This window comes from Aliidiomarina sp. (genome assembly GCF_022565475.1).
In the GTDB taxonomy this organism is placed as follows: Bacteria; Pseudomonadota; Gammaproteobacteria; order Enterobacterales; family Alteromonadaceae; genus Aliidiomarina.
Map to the genome: position 1 here is coordinate 115,980 of NZ_JAIUMR010000006.1, position 18,817 is coordinate 134,796.

Annotated in this window: 18 protein-coding genes; 4 read left to right on the top strand and 14 right to left on the bottom strand. The window is 49.3% G+C overall.

The genetic code is table 11. The features are described 5' to 3' along the window. Positions 1-39: 39 nt before the first annotated feature. Positions 40-1,428 carry an MATE family efflux transporter gene (locus LAT77_RS07050; protein WP_290563856.1) on the bottom strand — a complete coding sequence of 463 codons (1,389 nt, stop codon included), beginning with the start codon at positions 1,426-1,428 and terminating at the stop codon, positions 40-42. Here LAT77_RS07050 and LAT77_RS07055 point away from each other — a divergent pair. Continuing rightward, positions 1,427-2,533, top strand: a complete 1,107-nt coding sequence (locus LAT77_RS07055; RefSeq protein ID WP_290563857.1) for a polysaccharide deacetylase family protein — start codon at positions 1,427-1,429, stop codon at positions 2,531-2,533. The genes LAT77_RS07050 and LAT77_RS07055 overlap by 2 nt on opposite strands. 70 nt (positions 2,534-2,603) lie before the next feature. After that, entirely contained in the window at positions 2,604-4,772 is a 2,169-nt protein-coding gene (locus LAT77_RS07060) for a S9 family peptidase (RefSeq protein WP_290563858.1), read from the top strand. 58 nt (positions 4,773-4,830) lie between these two features. Here the strand turns inward: LAT77_RS07060 and LAT77_RS07065 are convergent, their stop codons facing one another. The 5 genes from LAT77_RS07065 to LAT77_RS07085 are packed head-to-tail and all read right to left on the bottom strand — an operon-like array spanning position 4,831 to position 8,799. Beyond that, positions 4,831-5,478, bottom strand: coding sequence for an SCO family protein (locus LAT77_RS07065; protein ID WP_290563859.1), 648 nt, complete (start codon positions 5,476-5,478; stop codon positions 4,831-4,833). 27 nt (positions 5,479-5,505) lie between these two features. Then, complete coding sequence (gene cyoE / locus LAT77_RS07070) at positions 5,506-6,399, bottom strand: heme o synthase (RefSeq protein WP_290563860.1); 894 nt, start codon at positions 6,397-6,399, stop codon at positions 5,506-5,508. After that, positions 6,392-7,396: a heme A synthase gene (locus LAT77_RS07075; RefSeq protein ID WP_290563908.1), complete on the bottom strand. Its 1,005-nt coding sequence runs from the start codon at positions 7,394-7,396 to the stop codon at positions 6,392-6,394. Before LAT77_RS07075 ends, cyoE begins: the two co-directional genes overlap by 8 nt. Positions 7,397-7,441: 45 nt before the next feature. After that, on the bottom strand, positions 7,442-8,017 hold the full coding sequence (locus tag LAT77_RS07080; RefSeq protein WP_290563861.1) for a hypothetical protein: 576 nt from the start codon (positions 8,015-8,017) through the stop codon (positions 7,442-7,444). Further along, on the bottom strand, positions 8,014-8,799 hold the full coding sequence (locus tag LAT77_RS07085; protein WP_290563862.1) for an SURF1 family protein: 786 nt from the start codon (positions 8,797-8,799) through the stop codon (positions 8,014-8,016). The genes LAT77_RS07080 and LAT77_RS07085 overlap by 4 nt, the downstream gene beginning before the upstream one ends. Positions 8,800-8,820: 21 nt before the next feature. Here LAT77_RS07085 and LAT77_RS07090 point away from each other — a divergent pair, with 21 nt between their 5' ends. Next, complete coding sequence (locus LAT77_RS07090) at positions 8,821-9,039, top strand: DUF2909 domain-containing protein (RefSeq protein ID WP_290563863.1); 219 nt, start codon at positions 8,821-8,823, stop codon at positions 9,037-9,039. 19 nt (positions 9,040-9,058) lie between these two features. Here LAT77_RS07090 and LAT77_RS07095 read toward each other — a convergent pair whose 3' ends face one another. From LAT77_RS07095 to lexA, 6 genes are all read right to left on the bottom strand, one after another. Then, positions 9,059-9,946 (bottom strand): cytochrome c oxidase subunit 3, encoded by an 888-nt coding sequence (locus LAT77_RS07095; protein ID WP_290563864.1) that lies wholly within the window; start codon positions 9,944-9,946, stop codon positions 9,059-9,061. A gap of 10 nt (positions 9,947-9,956) precedes the next feature. Beyond that, entirely contained in the window at positions 9,957-10,541 is a 585-nt protein-coding gene (locus tag LAT77_RS07100) for a cytochrome c oxidase assembly protein (protein ID WP_290563865.1), read from the bottom strand. A 13-nt stretch (positions 10,542-10,554) separates the two neighbouring features. Further along, positions 10,555-12,156: a cytochrome c oxidase subunit I gene (gene ctaD, locus LAT77_RS07105; RefSeq protein ID WP_126791641.1), complete on the bottom strand. Its 1,602-nt coding sequence runs from the start codon at positions 12,154-12,156 to the stop codon at positions 10,555-10,557. 11 nt (positions 12,157-12,167) lie between these two features. Next, entirely contained in the window at positions 12,168-13,289 is a 1,122-nt protein-coding gene (gene coxB, locus LAT77_RS07110; protein ID WP_290563909.1) for a cytochrome c oxidase subunit II, read from the bottom strand. A 387-nt stretch (positions 13,290-13,676) separates the two neighbouring features. Then, entirely contained in the window at positions 13,677-14,099 is a 423-nt protein-coding gene (locus LAT77_RS07115; protein ID WP_290563866.1) for a hypothetical protein, read from the bottom strand. Next, positions 14,096-14,716 carry a transcriptional repressor LexA gene (lexA, locus tag LAT77_RS07120; protein ID WP_290563867.1) on the bottom strand — a complete coding sequence of 207 codons (621 nt, stop codon included), beginning with the start codon at positions 14,714-14,716 and terminating at the stop codon, positions 14,096-14,098. The genes LAT77_RS07115 and lexA overlap by 4 nt, the downstream gene beginning before the upstream one ends. Positions 14,717-14,875: 159 nt before the next feature. Between lexA and plsB the strand changes: the two genes are divergently transcribed. Continuing rightward, positions 14,876-17,317, top strand: a complete 2,442-nt coding sequence (gene plsB, locus LAT77_RS07125; protein WP_290563868.1) for a glycerol-3-phosphate 1-O-acyltransferase PlsB — start codon at positions 14,876-14,878, stop codon at positions 17,315-17,317. Positions 17,318-17,374: 57 nt separating this feature from the next. On the opposite strand, the gene ubiA is transcribed toward plsB, so the two are convergent. Then, the gene (ubiA, locus tag LAT77_RS07130) at positions 17,375-18,247 is read right to left on the bottom strand and encodes a 4-hydroxybenzoate octaprenyltransferase (protein ID WP_290563869.1); all 873 of its coding nucleotides are present in this window, start codon (positions 18,245-18,247) and stop codon (positions 17,375-17,377) included. Continuing rightward, a complete protein-coding gene (locus tag LAT77_RS07135; protein WP_290563870.1) occupies positions 18,244-18,816 on the bottom strand; it encodes a chorismate lyase in 573 nt (190 codons plus the stop codon). Before LAT77_RS07135 ends, ubiA begins: the two co-directional genes overlap by 4 nt. Position 18,817 lies beyond the last annotated feature (1 nt).

The following is an 18,817-nucleotide window of genomic DNA, read 5'->3' on the forward strand; positions in this document are numbered from 1 at the left end:
CTGAGCAGGCCTGCGTAACAGCAGGTCTGCGTATAACTATCACTCCCTCGACGCAGTTATGCCGTCGTTTTCGGCCCCTTCCGCAACGATGGGGCCTTTTTCTTGGCGTAACCACAGCCATTGCCCGAAACCTCGGGCCGCCATAAATGCGCAGAGCGCTAGCCAAAGTCCGTGATTACCAAGCCAAAGTGTAGACAAGGCGACCGGGAAAAACACACCGAGCGCTGCAATAGCCATGGTATTGCGCATGGCTCTACTTGCGGTTAGACCAATAAAAACGCCATCGTAAAAATAGCTCCAATGGGCGAGTAAGGGTAAAACGATCAGCCATGGTAGATACATCTCAGCGGTTTCGCGTAGCGATTCGATATTGGTAATGAGCGCGATAATCGAAGCCCCAAACAGCCAAAAAATGAGGCTATAAAGGACAGCGAAGAGGGTTGACCAGAATAGGCAAAGTCGCAACCACTTGTGAATTAGCTCGGGTTTCTTTGCGCCCTTGGCTTCGCCAATGAGTGCCTCAACTGCATAGGCGATGCCATCGAGACCGAGCGAAATCAGAATCAGAAATTGCATTAAGACAGCATTCGCGGCGACCCAGTCAGGACCGATATAGCTTGCGCCCACCGTCATGGTGGCCATACAGGCATGAAGGAGCAACGAGCGAATAAAGATGTCGCGGTTAAGGGCAAACAAGGCGAGAAATTGTGGTAGACGAAGCGTCTGAAAGGCTTTCCATTTCAGTTTAAAACTGCTTTGTAACCAATATAAGCCGACGAAGCAGGTCGCCCATTCCGCCACAAGCGTCGAAATTGCCGCGCCATACACATGGAAGTTCAGTAGTAAGACCAGAACAACCGTACCAATGACGTTCACTAAATTTGTGAAAATGACGAGCACCATCGCGCGGCCAGCTTGCTGGCGGCCGAGTAAAACGCCGAGAATCACGAGATTAAGTAAAGCTGCTGGCGCGCCAAAGATTCGAATTTGGATGTAAATGGTGGCCAAGCGTTGATATTCACCATCCATAGCGACGAGCGCCTGCATAAGCCAAATAATCAACGGCTGCAAAAGTACCAGGAGTACGCCGATAACGACAGCAAGCGTCGCGGCTTGCACCAAAATGGTGCGTTGATTCACAATACTTTTGGCCCCATAAGCTTGAGCGATTAGACCCGTTGTCGACATGCGCAAAAAGATGGCTAATAGGTACATGAAACTAATGATCATAGCGCCCGTTGCCACGGCCGTAAGGTAGATAGAATTCGGCAAATGCCCTATGATGGCAGTATCAACAAGACCTAAGAGTGGTGCCGCAATATTTGAGATCATCATTGGTAAAGCAATTAAGAATACTTTGCGATGATCCTGCCATGCGTTCAATATTGAACTCAGGCTACGGTACTGCTCAGTTTGAGGCTGAGACATGAGACAAACTCCGGGGGTTTGGATGAAACTAGGTTGGTTAACTGTTGTGGCGAGTATACTTGCCGGCGCAATGTTGTTTTTTACACCGTCTGTGACCGAGGCGCAAGAGGACGCCCATGCGTCGATTCTGCTTTATCATCACGTCAGTGATAGCACGCCGCGCGTGACGAGCGTGACCGCAGACGAACTTCGTGAACATCTAACCTATTTAAAGGACAACGACTTCACCGTCATTGATATTCGTGACGCAATCGCTGCAGCGCAAGGACGGAAAGAGATTCCTGAGAAGTCTGTGGTGATCACCTTCGACGATGCTTATCAAAATATTTACACCAATGGTTGGCCAATCTTAAAAGAGTTTGATGTGCCGTGGACTTTATTTGTCACCACGGACCCCATTGGCCAAACACCGGGTCAATATATGAGTTGGGACCAAATTCGGGATCTACATAACGACGGTGTCGTAATTGCCAACCATTCGTTGGATCATGCCCATTTACCGCGTCGAGCCGACTTTGCGAATGAACAAGCTTGGCTGCAGCGCATGCGTGAAAACATTTTAGATGCTGAAGCGAAAATCAAGGAAGAAGTGGGGGTGAGTTACAAGCTGTTTGCTTACCCTTACGGTGAATATGACGCTGTGCTTGCGGACCTCGTTGCTGAGCTCGGGTTTATTGGTTTTGGTCAGCACTCGGGTGGCTTCAGTCAACATAGTGATTTCCGCGCCATTCCGCGCTTCGCGGCGGCGGGTATGTACGCCAACCTAGGCACTTTAGGGACTAAAATGGCAGCGCTAGGCATGCCGGTACTCGAAACGCATATCGAAGATACCCTGCTCGATCACGAAGACACACGACCAATTTTAAAATTAAAATTGGATACCAGTGACTTTCATCGTAACCAACTGAATTGTTTTATCCGCAGTCATCCACATGCCCCGCAGTGGCACGATGAGCAAACGTTTTCGGTGCAAGCGGATGAGCCGATTGGAATCGGTCGCCAACGCTATAATTGCACGGTACCGAGTATTAGCCGGCCTGGACGTTTCTATTGGTATTCGGTGCAGTGGATTCGTCCCGATCAACAGGGTAGTTGGCCGGATTAAAAACAACAAATAGTTGGAGCAAATTTAAGCTTAGACTATAGTGAGTTATCGTCTATACGGAGCATGACTGATGACTCACAATAACACTACTTCACGCTATTATCATTACAGCCGCCTGACTCTGGCGGCTGTATTGACGTTTACCTTACTCGCCTGCGGTGGCCAACCCCCGGAACAAGCGTCGGACACCTTTAGTCAACGTCAAGCACCTATTGCTGAGCGGATTGATTATGTCGTTGAATCGCCACATGGCGATCGTCATGACCCCTATTATTGGTTGCGCGACGATGACCGTACTGCACCCGAGGTCATCGCCTATCTTGAAGCTGAGAACGAATATTACCGCGCCTATGCCGACCGCTATGAACCTTTAGTGCAAGAAATTGAAGAAGAGATGCTCAGTCGCATCAACCAGGACGACAGCAGCACGCCCTTACGTCGCGGTGAGCATTGGTACTACACGCGCTACGAAGAAGGGAAGCAGTATCCGCTTTACGTGCGTGAAGACGACCAAGGCGTTGTGGAAGTCATTATTGATGTCAATGAGTTGGCGACCGGCCATGCGTTTATGTCGGTGACCAATCTAAGTTACAGCCCTGATTTCCGCTATGTGGCCTACTTTGTCGACACGACCGGACGGCGCCAATATGAATTACGCGTGCGGGACTTGCACACAGGCGAAGATTTGCCGGACCGATTGACAGGGCTTTCGCGCTCTGTGGCTTGGGCTCAAGATAATCAAACCTTGTTTGTGGTGGAAAACGATCCGGTGACTTTATTGTCAACGCGGGTGCTCAAGCATCGCTTAGGTCAAGCGGCGGAAGAAGCCGAAGTCGTCTATGAGGAAGCGGATAATACGTTCTATCTCTATGTCGGCAATAGCACCGACCAGCAATTTATTCAAATCTATCTGTCGCAAACCGTCAGTAGCGAAATATGGGTACTTGATGCACATCAACCAGATGGTGATTTCACCGTTATTGCACCACGCGAACGCGGCTTATTGTATGAGGCGGAGCATATCAACGGTCGCTGGATTATTGGTACCGATTATCAGGCGCCGAATTTCCAGTTAATGCAAGTGACGCACGACGCTATCGGTGATAAATCGAACTGGCAACCTTTAGTTCCGCACAGCGATGATGTATTTATTAACGACTATGCGGTCTTTGCCGACTACTTGGCGATTAATGAGCGGAGTAATGGTCTGCTGCGAATTAAATTATTGCCATGGGATGACTTTTCGAATCCGCGCTTTATTGAAGCGGATGAAGATGCGTACATGATGCGTTTCGAATGGAATATTGACCAATTTACTGACACCTTGCGCTACATGTACAGTTCGTTAACTACGCCTATGGTGACCTACGCCTACGATATGCGTAGTGGCGAACAAACGGTGTTAAAAGCAACTGAGGTACCAAACTATGATGCGTCTTTGTATGTGACCAAGCGAACATGGGCGACGGCGCGTGATGGTAGCCAGATTCCTGTCACCTTGCTGCATCGACATGACTTTGTTGCCAACGGTGAAGCGCCCTTGTATCAATACGCGTACGGCTCTTATGGGAGCAGTATGGATCCGTTTTTCAGTAGTTCGGTGCTATCACTGGTTGATCGTGGATTTGTCTATGCGATTGCTCATATTCGTGGTGGCCAGGAAATGGGGCGCCATTGGTATGAAGACGGCAAGTTACTCAATAAAAAGAATACGTTCACCGATTTTATTGACGTGACCGACCATTTAGTTAATGAAGGCTATGCACATTCAGAGAAAGTGATTGCCGGAGGTGGTAGTGCTGGGGGCTTGTTAATCGGTGCTGTGGCCAATATGGCGCCGGAGAAGTATCTTGGTTTACATGCCGCGGTACCTTTTGTTGACGTGGTTACGACCATGCTTGATGAGACCATTCCACTTACGACCAACGAGTTTGACGAGTGGGGTAACCCCAAGCAGAAAGAGTTCTACGACTATATGTTGTCCTATTCACCGTATGACAATGTGGCTGCGATTGATTATCCAGCGATTTTGGTGACGACGGGTCTACATGACTCACAGGTTCAATACTTTGAGCCAGCGAAGTGGGTAGCTAAGCTTCGTCACTATAAAACCGACGACAATGTCTTGTTGTTCCGCACCAATATGACGGCAGGTCATGGCGGTAGTTCAGGACGTTTCTCTGCTTTGCGCGAGCGCGCGGAAGAATATGCATTTATGCTGTCACTGCTGGCGGATTAAAATCGCTAGACGGACATAAAAAACGGCCACTTTATGTGGCCGTTTTTTCATGCAGTAATCAGTAACTGTTGGTGTGCTCTAAGTAGCGAGCAATCTTCTGAAAGTCTCGAACTAAATGATTCGGATTCACAGTGGCTATTTCACCAAGTTCGTGAGAGGGACGGAAAATGGCTTGCTGGTGTCCATTCGGATCAACCAAGATGATAGCAGAGCTATGATTGACCAAGTAATTGGTTTCATTTTCATCAGGCACCGAGTACATCAGACCGATATTACGTACGAAAGGATAGAGCTCTGGATGTTCGGCACGAACACCATAAAAGCCTTCACCGAAAAAGTCCACGTACATGCGAATGCGATCGACATCGTCGCGCTTCGGGTCAACACTAATCATCCAAACCTGCACTGGGAAATCACTTGCGCTGCTAATGTCCGCCCAACGCGCCTTTAACTGCGCCATTGTGGTTGGGCAGATGTCGGGACAGAAGGTATACCCGGTGAACAGCAAGGTCCATTGGCCTTCGAGTGCGGTATTCGTCACCTCTGCGCCGTCACTTCCTTGCAGCAGAAATGGTTCGATAAGACGCGGCTGATCATAAATACGGCTCGACTCCAGTTCCGGTGGATTGACTTGATTGAGAGCGACGTAGCTGCCAACACCGATAACCGCAACGAGAATTAATATGATCAGTTTGCGAAAATTCATGGGCTCGAAACCTCCAAAAGAAAACAGTTACTGCGCGATCAAATAATGATCCGCGAGCAGTAAGATGAACAACACCATTAAATGCCAGATGGAAAATTTAAACATTTTCCACGCGGTCAATTTTTCCGGGCGGTATTTTAGTTTCCATGCATAACCGAGGAAAATGACATTGAGAATATTAACCCCAATCAAATACAGCCAGCCACTCATGCCGACGAGGTAGGGCAAAATACACACTGCGGTGAGTAAAATGGTGTAAAGCAAAATACAGGTTTTGGTAAAGGCGATGCCGTGTGTGACCGGTAACATCGGAATTTCGGCTTTGGCATAGTCTTTCGCACGATGAACTGCTAAGGCCCAGAAATGCGGCGGTGTCCAGGTGAAGACGATCATGACTAACAGCAGCGGGAACGCATGGATTTCACCGGTGACAGCGGTCCAGCCCAGTAATGGTGGCGCTGCACCCGCCAAACCACCGATAACGATATTTTGCGGTGTCGCGCGCTTCAGGTACATGGTGTAAATCACTGCGTAGCCGACCAAGCTGGCTAAGGTTAAGACTGCAGTCAGGCGATTGACGAACAATTCGAGAATAATATAACCCAAGGTGCCAATGATCATGGCAAACGTCAGCACTTTTCGCGGTGACAAAGCGCCCGTAGGCAAAGGTCGGCGAAGTGTTCTTGCCATCTTCGCATCGATATGACGATCGACCAGGTGATTCACCGCCGCTGCCGAAGACGCCATTAAGCCAATCCCGAGCATGGCCGGAATGAGAATGTCCGCAGCGACCCATGTGGGTGTCGCCAGCGCCATGCCGACCAACGCTGTTAACAACAACAGTGCCACCACACGTGGTTTGGTCAGTTCTAGATATTCACGCCAGCTGGCGCGTTGGGTTAGCGCGACTTGATTAGCCATGGCTCACCTCCTTTCTTTTTATTTTATAGAGAGCATAGTTTAAAGCGACCAAGGATACGAGCATCAGTGCGCCTACCGCATTGTGAGCAACGGCCACTGCTAATGGAAGACTAGCAACGACATTCGTTACCCCAAGGGCAACTTGTAATACGAGCAAGAAGGTCATCACAAAGGTTAGGCGCTTGAACCACTGGCTAGTTGCGTTTAACCAAAGCTTTAAGAGTAACCAGCCCATCACAGCGATGACAGCGATCGCACCGATTCGATGGAAAACATGCATGGTCATACGTTCAGCGTAGCTGTGCACACCGAACTCGTAGTCGTCTGCTTCCGGTACTGAAAATGCACCGGCAATGTCCAGACGCTCCATCCAATTACCTTCACAAATCGGTAGGTTCGTGCAGGCTAGAGCCGCGTAGTTTGCTGCCACCCAACCGCCCAGCGCGATTTGGCCAATGACCACAATCATGGTGAGAATGGCCAGCGATTGCAATGCGCGCAATTTCGGCTCAGTCGCAAGCGCTGGCTGAGTCTCGCGTAAATACAACAGCGCCAACAAACAGAAGGTCGAAAAACCACCGAGCAGGTGCATCATGACGATCACAGGTTGTAGGTTCATGGTGACAGTCCACATACCTAACGCCGCTTGGAAAATAATTAAAGCCAACAGGGCCAATGGTAGTTTCAGTGGTTTGCCCGCACCAATACGACGGCGGCGTTGGACGGCGGTTACCGCAATAAGAAGAACCAGAATACCTAAAATGCCCGCTGCATAGCGGTGAATCATTTCATTCCACGCTTTAAAGTGTTCAACCGGACGCTCCGGGAAGCGCATTTCTGCGGCTTCTACCCGTGTTTCACTGTGTGGTACGGTTAAGAAACCATAACAACCGGGCCAATCAGGGCAGCCCAAACCGGCGTCAGTGAGGCGGGTATATGCACCCAAAATAATCACCACAATGACTAACCCTAAAGCAATTTTCACATAACGCTGCATCATTGTTCTTATCCTTATTCTTGCAAACGCTTACGACGTTCTAACTTAACCTACTCGTGATAGTTTGAGTAGTTTTTGCAGATCACTGAGTAAATCTCGGCCTTGCAAAATCGTTGCTTGGCGATCGTTGCTCGTGGGGTACCACAGCACGACGTTGCCGACTGGGTCGATAATAAACAAACTATGCTCGGGTAAGGCACTGAGTTCTGCATGCAAATCCTCATCGCGCACATACTGTAAATTGGAGTCAGCGGGCAACGCCGGAAGTTGTGTGGCGCTTTGGTTACCTTGAATGCCGACTGGACGGACGCGGTCCTGCTGCTTTCCGAGTGCGTGATACAACTGACTCGCCACATACAGAGCGTTACCACATTGTTCTTGGCACTCAGCGGGCACAACATAGGCTATCCGCCATTTATTCGGCAGCAATGCGTTACTGCTATCGGTCAACTGAATCTCTGGGCTGACCAAATTACCTTTGTTGCTGACGCCCGGTTCATACCAGCCCATTTTCAAAACCAACTGGGCGGCAGCGAGAGGAAGAACAAAAATGGCAGCAACCGTGAGTAATACACGGCGATTGCGACGCTTTTGCTGTTCCGGTGTGAGGGGCTTATTCATTGCGTTTCCTTATTCTTGTTTTTCTGCGGAAGTGACCCTGAGCGTTCGCGGCTGGCAAACACAAAGACAATAAAAGCCGCCAAGGCTAAGCCAAACCATTGCAGCGCATAGGCGTAGTGACGGTGTGGCGGCATGACGACGATTGGCCAGTCACGCACATAGCCAAGCTCAGCTTGTGGATCTTGAAGCACGATAAACTGTGCAAGCGGTGCGCCCAATCGTGCAGTGAGCTCGCTACCGAGCTTATCGAGTTCTGGATACTGAATACGATGCACGCCTGCAGTACCGAGACCCTGGAAGTCTTGTGCTTGCAACATAAACGGTTGGGCCGCTGGCACACGAATACGACCTTGAATGGTGACTTCGGTTTCTGGCAGCTCAATGGTCGGTAGTACCGAACGGTCGAAGTCGGCCGGTACCCAACCGAGGTTGACGGGCACGAGCCAGTCACTAACGTGGTTCGGCCGCACGAGCGCGAGAACATGGTAACCGCTGCGACCTTGGTGAATTTGATTATCAATGAGAAATAACGGTTGTTGTTGAATATGGCCGTGGAATTCAATTTCGCTATCGGCTGCTTGCGCGAGCTCGGTTAACGTTGCCGGCGTGATTTCGGTGTAGACGGCAGCCTGTTCGTGGCGATCGATGATGTGTTGTTTTTCTTGGCCACGGTCAATTTGCCAAAAACCAAGCTTGACCAAGATTGCGATCGCAAGCAAAGTAATAAGGAGCGCTCCAAGATGGAGGCGAAATAATAATGAACCAAGGCGAAGGACTGTCATAACAACTTCTGAGGACCTGCCGTGTTAACCGTTATACTCAAAATACTACTCGTCGCGTTACTGCTATACATCATCGCGAACTTATTTCGCGGGCTATTTAGTGCGTTGAAGAACGATCCTGACGCACCACCCATGTCACATTACATAGGTAAACGGGTGTTATTCTCTGCGGTGGTGATTTTATTCATCATTCTCGCACTTCTGTTTGATGTCACCACATTAAATCAGCGCCCCTACTGAGCAGGGGCGCTCTTTTCTATTACAAGACGTACACGAAGACGAACAAGACCAACCAAACCACGTCAACAAAGTGCCAGTACCAAGCGGTTGCTTGGAACGCAAACTGATCATCTTTGGTGAAGTGACCGGCAAATACCCGTCCGGCCATGACGATCATCATAATCGCACCCAGCGTCACGTGTAAGCCGTGGAAACCGGTGAGCATGAAGAACGTATTGCCGTAGATACCTGAGTCTAACGTTAAGCCAAGGTCACGATAGGCATGAACGTATTCATAGCCTTGCAAACCGAGGAAGATTAAGCCAAGAACGATGGTAATCACTAACCATAATTTCAATTTTTGGCGCTTCCCTTCCTCTAAGCCGACATGGGCGAAATGTAAGGTAACCGACGAAATCACCAGAATCACAGTGTTGATCAATGGTAAACCTAACCAACCCATTGATTGTGTGGTGGTACCGTCTGGTGTTGTCGTTAACGGCCAAATCGCTTCGAAACCGGGCCATAAAATCTGACCGGTCATCTCGTTATTACCCGCGCCGCCTAACCATGGCACCGCGATCATGCGAGCATAGAAGAGGGCACCGAAAAATGCCATAAAGAACATGACTTCAGAGAAAATGAACCAGCTCATGCCTTGCTTATACGAACGACCAAGTTGCTCGTTATATAAACCAGCCCGTGATTCTCGAATTTGGTCGCCAAACCAACCAACTAACATGACCACCATTACGAGCAAGCCAGCACCGAGGAAGTAATGGCCGAAGCCAGCTTCCTGTTTCGACCACTCGATGGTGTAATGGCCCGCACCAAAGGCGATAAGGCCTAAGGCGATGGCACCGACCAAAGGCCATATACTTTGGTCAGGAACATAGTACTTTTGTGGATTATGATTTTCTGTACTCATTGAAATTCCCTCACTCTGACCGACTGGCGGTGGTTGTCACACGCGCCTGGTCAGTTAGGTCATACATCATGTAAGACAAAGTAAAGCGGTGAATATGCTCGGGTAAGTCCGGGTCGAGATAAAATTGCATTGGCATAACGGCACGCTCGCCGGCGGCTAACGGCTGTTGTTCAAAACAAAAGCACTCGGTTTTGTTTAAATACAACGACGCTTCACCTGGCGATACAGACGGCAATGCCTGCGCGACAACGTCTTTGCCTGTGCGATTCTCGACGTAGAAATTCACCACTTTCACTTCGCCCGGATGCACACGAATTGACCGAACCTCTGGATGGAACTCCCAAGGAATTCCACGGCTAACACGAGTATGAAACTCAACCGTAACCACCCGAGTTTGATCGACTTCCATGCCATAATTAGCTACCGCTGCGGTGTTACTCGTGCGGCCATTGAACCCTGTTATTTCACAAAACTTCTCATACAGGGGTACAAGGGCGAAGCCAAATGCAAACATGATGATCACGGAGCCTAACAGCCGGGTGATGACCCGACTGTTATCTTGGCGCTGTGGTTTTTGTTCCGGAGATTCGCTCATTTCACGGCACTCCTTACTTAATTACCGGTGGTACATCGAAGGTGTGGTAAGGCGCCGGTGACGGCACAGTCCACTCGAGACCTTCGGCACCTTCCCATGGTTTCGCTGGTGCAGGTTCGCCTTTCTTCAATGCGCATTTAATACAAACGGCAAGGAAAATCAGCTGCGAGAACCCGAACAGGAAACCACCAACACTGACAATTGCGTTGATGTCAGCGAATTGCAGTGCGTAGTCTGGAATTCGGCGTGGCATACCCGCTAGGCCGACGAAGTGCATCGGGAAGAACAGGATATTGACCGAAATTAGTGAGCACCAGAAATGCAGTTTACTGAGGAAAGTGTCGTACATAACGCCAGACCATTTCGGTAACCAGTAGTACGCCGCAGCCATAATCGAGAACACCGCACCACTTACCAAGACATAATGGAAGTGAGCGACGACGAAGTAGGTGTCGTGGTACTGGTAATCCACCGGTGTAATCGCCAACATAATGCCGGAGAAGCCACCAATGGTAAACAACACGACAAATGCCAGTGAGAATAGCATCGGCGTTTCAAAGGTCATGGCGCCACGCCACATGGTACTGACCCAGTTAAAGACCTTCACCCCTGTTGGGACGGCAATTAACATGGTCATATACATGAAAAACAGCGAAGCGAAAGTCGGCATACCGGTTGTGAACATGTGGTGTGCCCAAACCAAGAACGATAAACCAGCGATTGCAGCAGTGGCGTAAACCATTGAGGCGTAACCAAATAGTGGTTTACGTGCAAACGCAGGAATAATGGCCGAGACAATACCGAATGACGGTAGGATCATGATGTACACTTCAGGGTGACCGAAGAACCAGAATAAATGCTGGAACAAGACCGGATCACCACCACCAGCGGCGTCGAAGAATGCCGTACCAAAGTATTTGTCGGTCAGAACCATGGTCACAACACCGGCTAAAACTGGCATAACCGCAATGAGCAAGAATGCAGTAATGAACCATGTCCAGACGAATAGTGGCATTTTCATGTAGGACATACCTGGAGCGCGCATATTCATGATGGTGACGATGACGTTAATCGCCCCCATAATCGATGACATCCCCATAATATGCATACTGAACACGAACAGTGCCGTTGAGTCGGTACTGTAAGTGGTCGACAGCGGTGCATAGAAAGTCCAACCGAAGGCTGGTGCGCCACCTGGCATGAAGAAAGACGACAGCATGATCAGGAATGCGAATGGCAGGATCCAGAACGACCAGTTGTTCATCCGTGGCAAGGCCATATCTGGTGCCCCGATCATCATCGGGATCATCCAGTTGGCTAAACCAACGAATGCCGGCATAACCGCACCGAAGACCATGATGACACCGTGCATCGTGGTCATCTGGTTAAAGAAGTGCGGGTCAACAATTTGCATGCCGGGCTGGAACAATTCAGCGCGAATCATCAGCGCCATGGAGCCGCCCACAAAGAACATAATCAAGCTGAACCATAAGTACATGGTGCCGATGTCTTTGTGGTTGGTAGTAAACAACCAACGCTTGATCCCTTTCGGATGGTGATCGTGGTGGTCGTGCGCGTCGTGGGCGCTATGGGTATCAGTTACAATCGTAGACATAGCGAAGCCCCCTATTGATTACCTTGAATGAAGTGGTGAATGTCAGCGGCTTGCACCATATCGCCCGTGTTATTGCCCCAAGCGTTACGCTCGTAGGTAATAACGGCAGCGAGCTCGCGCATACTTAGCGTATTACGATACGCTTGCATCGCAGTGCCGCGCGCGCCATTGACCACCACATCGATGTGGGCTTGCTGGTCGCCAACTGAGACACCAACGCCGGCCAAACCGGGGAACACGCCAGGAATACCTTGACCGTTCGGCTGGTGACAAGCAGCACATTGCGCCATATAAACTTGCTGACCAAGCTCCATTAGCTCGTCCATGCTCATTTGCATCGATAGCAGACGCTGCTCTTCTTCGCGTGCAGTACGTAAACGTTCTTCTTCGCCACGAATCCAAGCTTCAAATTCAGCCGGCTCTTTAGCGATAACAACGACCGGCATAAACGCATGGTCGCGACCGCAGAGTTCAGCACATTGACCACGGTAAATACCCGGTTCATCGACGCGGGTCCAAGCTTCATTGATATACCCCGGATTGGCATCCTTTTTAACCGCAAATGCTGGTACCCACCAAGAATGGATAACATCGTCAGAGGTAATTAGGAAACGCACCTTTTTACCGGTTGGAATGACCAGAGGACGGTCAACTTCTAACAAGTAATTTTCGGTTTGTGGTAAACGGCCGTAAATTTGCTCACGTGGCGTCGCCATAATGCTTTGGAATTCGACATCGTAATCTAAATAACTGTAATGCCAGCGCCACTGAGAGCCGGTTACAAGTACACTTACATCAGAGTCCGATGTGTCGTCCATTTTAATCAAGGTGATGGTCGCTGGAACCGCCATCGCAAACAGGATTAAAAATGGAATAATGGTCCATGCAATTTCAACCTTAACGTTATCGTGGAATGTTGCAGGTTTAACACCGCGACTCTTCCGGTGGCGCAAAATCGACCAGAACATTGCACCGAAGACGATAACCCCAATAGCGAGACAAATATAAAAAACCAGCATATGCAGGTCATATACTTTATTACTAATGTCTGTCACACCACGGGTAAGATTTAACTGCAGGCTCTGCTCGGCATTGGCCGTTGCTGAAATACTCAGCGCCGACAACGCGAGCAACAGGCGCGTTAGTCTTACATTCACTCGACTTCTCCTCTTAGTCTTTTTCCCACAACAGCAGGGGGGCGTGTCGTGTCAAAAAGCACAAAGAGGTCAGCAAGAAAGGAACAGCATTTCCCCAAAAATCTCAGTCTTGCCTAACCCTTTGTTTTTATTATTACCTTAAAGGCAGTTATTGTTAGGTATATCAAGTCGCTGAGACGAATCGATGAGCACATGCGCGGATAGCAGAGTGGTTCAAAATACCGGGCACATGCCAAAGAACAGCATCGTGTAGCAGCAAATACATTGATGGGGATCAAAATAGCACCAAAAATGTTAATAAAAAAGGGGGTATTTATAACAATACCCCCGAGGTACCCTCGGGCAAGGGTGTGGAGTGATTAATTAATGAACAGCGTTTTGCTTTTCGCTGCTATCAAAAATAAAGCTTAGTGCTTGGCTGGCTTTCGCGGCTAGTTGTAAACGTTGGCGTTCACGGCCTTCGCAGGGTTTTAACCAAGCAATGACCAATTGACTGTTATTGATTAAAAGTGCTTGTTCAGTTGCCCACAATGCAGTGGTCTGATCACTTGTATTTACGCGTCGAATTTGGTCGGGTCGAATACCGGCGGCGATTAATTGAGCAATCAGCGTTTTTGGCGCTTTGCCAATCACCGTCACCCATTGATCGTCACGCTTACGCATGGTGCTCAAGGTCACCCAAAGTTGTTGGTGCAGATTGGCCGAGTGCACGGTCGATTGAGTGGCTTTTTCATTACCCCAGATACCGGGATGTGAGAAACGTCGTGTTAATGTGGAATAATTCATAACCAGCCCCCATTGCGAATGACGCCGACGGCAAGTCCTTCAATGGTCATAAACTGTTGCGTTAAATCGACCTGAATAATTGAGAACTCTTCATTCTCCGGATGGAGAAGTACAACATTACCGCGGCGCTCAAAGCGCTTTACTGTGACATCATCATCGACACGGGCGACTACAATCTGTCCGTTACGAGCTTCGTTTGTTTTGTGTACGGCGAGTAGATCGCCGTCAAGAATACCGATTTCCTTCATGCTCATGCCTTGCACACGGAGTAAAAAATCTGCGTGCGGATGGAACATGGACTGATCGACCTGATAGTGACTTTCGATATGTTGTTGCGCCAAGATCGGCTCACCAGCGGCAACTTGACCAATTAAAGGTAAACCTTCAGCGAGCTTTTCAGGCTCGTCTTGTAGAACCCGAATACCGCGTGACATACCAGGAATCATTTGAATGACGCCTTTTTTTGCCAATGCGCGGAGGTGTTCTTCTGCAGCGTTTGATGAACGAAAACCAAGGCGCTCAGCGATTTCTGCGCGCGTTGGCGGCATGCCGGTCGCTTCAATCGTATCGCGAACGAGATCAAGAATTTGCTGTTGTCGTGGCGTCAATGGTCGCATGGGATCACCTGTTTATTCATACAGTATGCTGTGAGTATATACAGTATTTAACCAGTTGCAACTTTTTTTGCTTAAATTTTGTTAACAGCGCAACCAAACCAGAAAAGTGGTATTCTAAGGCGCATAATTGACTCTCAGTAAACAACAGGCCTCTTGGATATGAAATCGACGTCGTTGCTTTATAAAATTTTGCGCTGGCCAGTGTCTTGGTTAACTCGTTTTAAGGCCATCGCCGACCCCCACGACCATCAACCATCAGCACCCGATCATGTCGTCTATGTGATGAAAGCACCCTCTGCAACTGATTTGGTAGTTGCACGCAATACGGCGCTCGAACTCGGTCTTCCTGACCCCACCGAACCACTGGTTATTAATGGTAAAACGTTTGATCGCGTGCTCTATCTTGAGGATCCGAAACGACGTTTAACGCAAACCCCGCAAGAAGCTTTTGTCGAGTTGATGCAACTGCACCATCAGCACCCAAATTATAATGTTCATATGCATCCGATTGCCTTGTTTTGGGGGCGTGAGCCTGGCCGGGAACGTAATGAAGGTCGCACCATGACCGCAGACATTGAAGTCCCCGGCAAATTCCGTAAGTTCTGGCTGGTGATGTTTAGTGGCCGCAATATTCTTGCCCGCGTATCACAGCCGGTGAGTTTGCGAACCATGGCGGATAGTCATGCAAGCGACGAGGCGCTTGCACACAAGTTAACTCGGGTCGCGCGCACGCATTTTGCTCGCTTACGCTATGCCGTTGCGGGACCGAAGTTATTAAGTCGCGAAGAAATGATCCGTGATTTGTTGACTAACGCGGCGATTCGCGAAGCGATTAAAGACGAAGCGCGAGCGAAAAAAATTAGCGCAGAGCAGGCAGAAAAGCGCGCGAAAGCTTACTTACAGGAAATCGCTGCAGATTATCGTGAAGGCCTGGTGCGCTTTGCCGACCATTTATTTACTTGGTTGTGGACCAAGATCTACAACGGGATCACGGTGCAAAACAGTGAGAGAATAAGGAAATTAGCCCAAGACGGCCATGAAATTGTTTATGTGCCGTGCCATCGCAGTCACATGGATTATTTGTTGCTGAGTTTCGTGATTTATAAAGAAGGGTTAGTGCCACCGCATATTGCTGCCGGTGTGAACCTCAATTTTTTCCCGATTGGCACATTCTTTCGTCGCGGTGGCGCATTCTTTCTCCGCCGAAGCTTCCGAGGTAATAAACTCTATTCCACGGTTTTTCGTGAATACCTTACCCGCTTGTTCCAAAAAGGTTATGCGGTTGAGTATTTCATGGAGGGTGGCCGCAGTCGAACGGGGCGTTTATTGCCACCGAAAACCGGTATGTTGGCGATGACTCTGCAGAGCCAACTTCGCGGTGTGACTCGTCCCGTTACCTTTGTGCCGGTTTATTTAGGTTACGAACACGTAATGGAAGTGGGTACTTACCACGGTGAACTGAAAGGGCAAGCAAAGAAGAAAGAATCCGTTTTCCAAGTATTCAGCATTTTACGTAAGTTACGTAATTTCGGTCACGGCTATGTCACTTTCGGTGAACCGTTGCGTTTGTCAGACTACCTCGACAGAGCTCAGTCAGACTGGCGTGATTCAGTGACGAGTGGTGCAGAAGAGCCGGCGAAACCGCGCTGGATGACTCCCGTGGTTAACACCTTAGCGGATGTTTTGATGCGCCGAGTGAATGATGGTGCTGCATTAAATAGCATTAACTTAACAGCACTGGCTTTACTCAGCGCCGAGCGCCATACCTTAAACCGTGAAGAACTCTTGGCGCAGATTCAGTCTTATCTCGCGCTGCAGCGGGAAGTGCCGTATAGCCGTGATATTCAAGTGCCCGAATGGCCGGCCGATGCCATGTGGGAGCACTTAGTGAAGATGGACAAGCTCGCGATTACAGAAACGCCGGCAGGCACTGTGGTGAGTGTCGATCAAGTGCAAGCAGTGACATTGACGTATTATCGCAATAATATTCTGCATCTGTTTATTGTCCCTGCCATGTTGGCGCGATTTGTTCGTCGGGACAGAGTGTTTAATTTGCAACAAGCCTGTGATTTTGTCACCCGCTTGTACCCAATGCTCGAAGCCGAACTGTTTTTGAATCGGGAACAGCGTGATATCTCGTTGTGGGTTGAAGCGCTCTGTGAAGAGTTTGTCCGCCAGGGTTGGATCGAAGAGACGGCAAGTGGCTATCAGCTTGTTGCGCGTAGCGAACCGGGCTACGTTCAATTGACATTGTTATCCAATGCGGCGGAAGAAACGCTGGTTCGTTATGCGATTGTATTGGAGTTGCTACAACAGGCGCAAAACTTATCACGGGCAGATCTCGAGCAATATAGTGAAAAGGTCGCGTCACGCATTGGAGCCCGCCATGGTATCGACGCTCCGGAGTTTTATGACAAACGTATATTTTCGATTTTGGTCGGTGTCTTGAAAGAGCAAAACTATATCCAAGTCACCGACGAGGGAACTTATACGGCACAACAAGCAACCGGTGCGCTCAGTGACGAAGTTGATGAACTCTTGGGAAGCCAAGTTCAACAAACGATTCGACAGTCTGTTCAGCACCTCCTGAGCGAAAGCTAAACGGATAAAGCGAAAAAAGGAGAGCCATTGCTCTCCTTTTTTTCGTTTTATCATCACTTAGGCCAGACCGAGCGGCGCCGGTAACCAATAATGTAAAGCGATACCAATAGTAATGATCATGCCCACATAATGATTTTGACGAAATGCGCGAAATGAGGCGTCTGTTTGACGATGGCGAATCATCAATAATTGCCAAACAAAAAGACCGGCGGCAACGAGTAGCGCGAACCAATAGACCAAGGCGCCGTTGATCAGCCAGCCGACCAGGGCGAGTAAGCAAAGTGTTGCGAGCTGTAACAAGCCAATGAGCGCAACGTCATATTTACCGAATAAGATGGCGGTTGATTTAATTCCTACCCGTAAGTCGTCTTCACGATCAACCATCGCGTACTCGGTGTCATAAGCGATCGTCCAAGCTAAATTGGCGCCAAACAGCAGCCAACAGACTAATGGTAAACTCCATGCTTGGGCTGCAAACGCCATGGGAATGGCCATACTGAATGCGGCACCAAGAAAGACTTGTGGCAAATGGGTAAAACGTTTTGCAAACGGGTAAATAATGGCCAGTGCTACAGCGACGAAACTGAGCAAAATGGTGAGAGTGTTGAGCGTCAACACGAGGATAAAGGCCAATGCAACCAAAACGAAGAAAAGTACCAATGCTTCTAGCGCCGTCACTGCGCCGGTTGCGAGTGGACGGTCGCGCGTGCGGCTGACATGGCCGTCAAGCTTACGATCCGCAAAATCATTAATGACACAGCCTGCTGAACGCATGAGGAACACGCCCGCAGCAAAAACGGCAACTAAGCGAACAGATGGGTCGCCGGACCCAGCGATTAGTAATGCCCAAAAGGTTGGCCATAATAATAGCCAAGTACCAATTGGTTTATCCATGCGCATTAACGCACGATAAGCATCATAACGACTCATGCATCACCTCCCATTGTTGGGTTATAAGCATAGCAGGGCGTTGGCGAAAGGAATACTTCCGCCACTAAAATGGCGGTTTCGGGCAAATGAAAACAACGTCGACGTCCCCACAAGGTCTGGTGTTTCCCATGCAAGGTATGGTTGAGACAACCAACTTTCGAGTCGGGCGCAAAGGATGCGACCTCAATTTGTCCCGGTGTAATGTCTTGGCGTTGAAACAAATGCTCACCCAACGGGTTATTCCCAAGATGCGTAATTTCAGCGCTTTGCTGCAACTGCTCGTGCGGCAGAATGCTGCGGGCGAAAACCCAAGGTTGGTCGTTGCAGTAAAGCAGCACTTCGCGCAGGGTGACAGGCTGCTTTTCGAGACCTAATTGCCGATATTCATGGTCATCTGCAAAGCCTTGACGTTGACAGAGAACCTGAACGCGAAAATCAGCATGGAGCGCTTTTAATTTTGCGGTCAATGAGCCGGCATCGGTTAACCAGTCACGTAAATCGGGTGGCAGCTGGACATGCTTAGGATTAAGCCATTGCGCTTGCGTTCCCAGCGGGGTTTCCATGGTCATT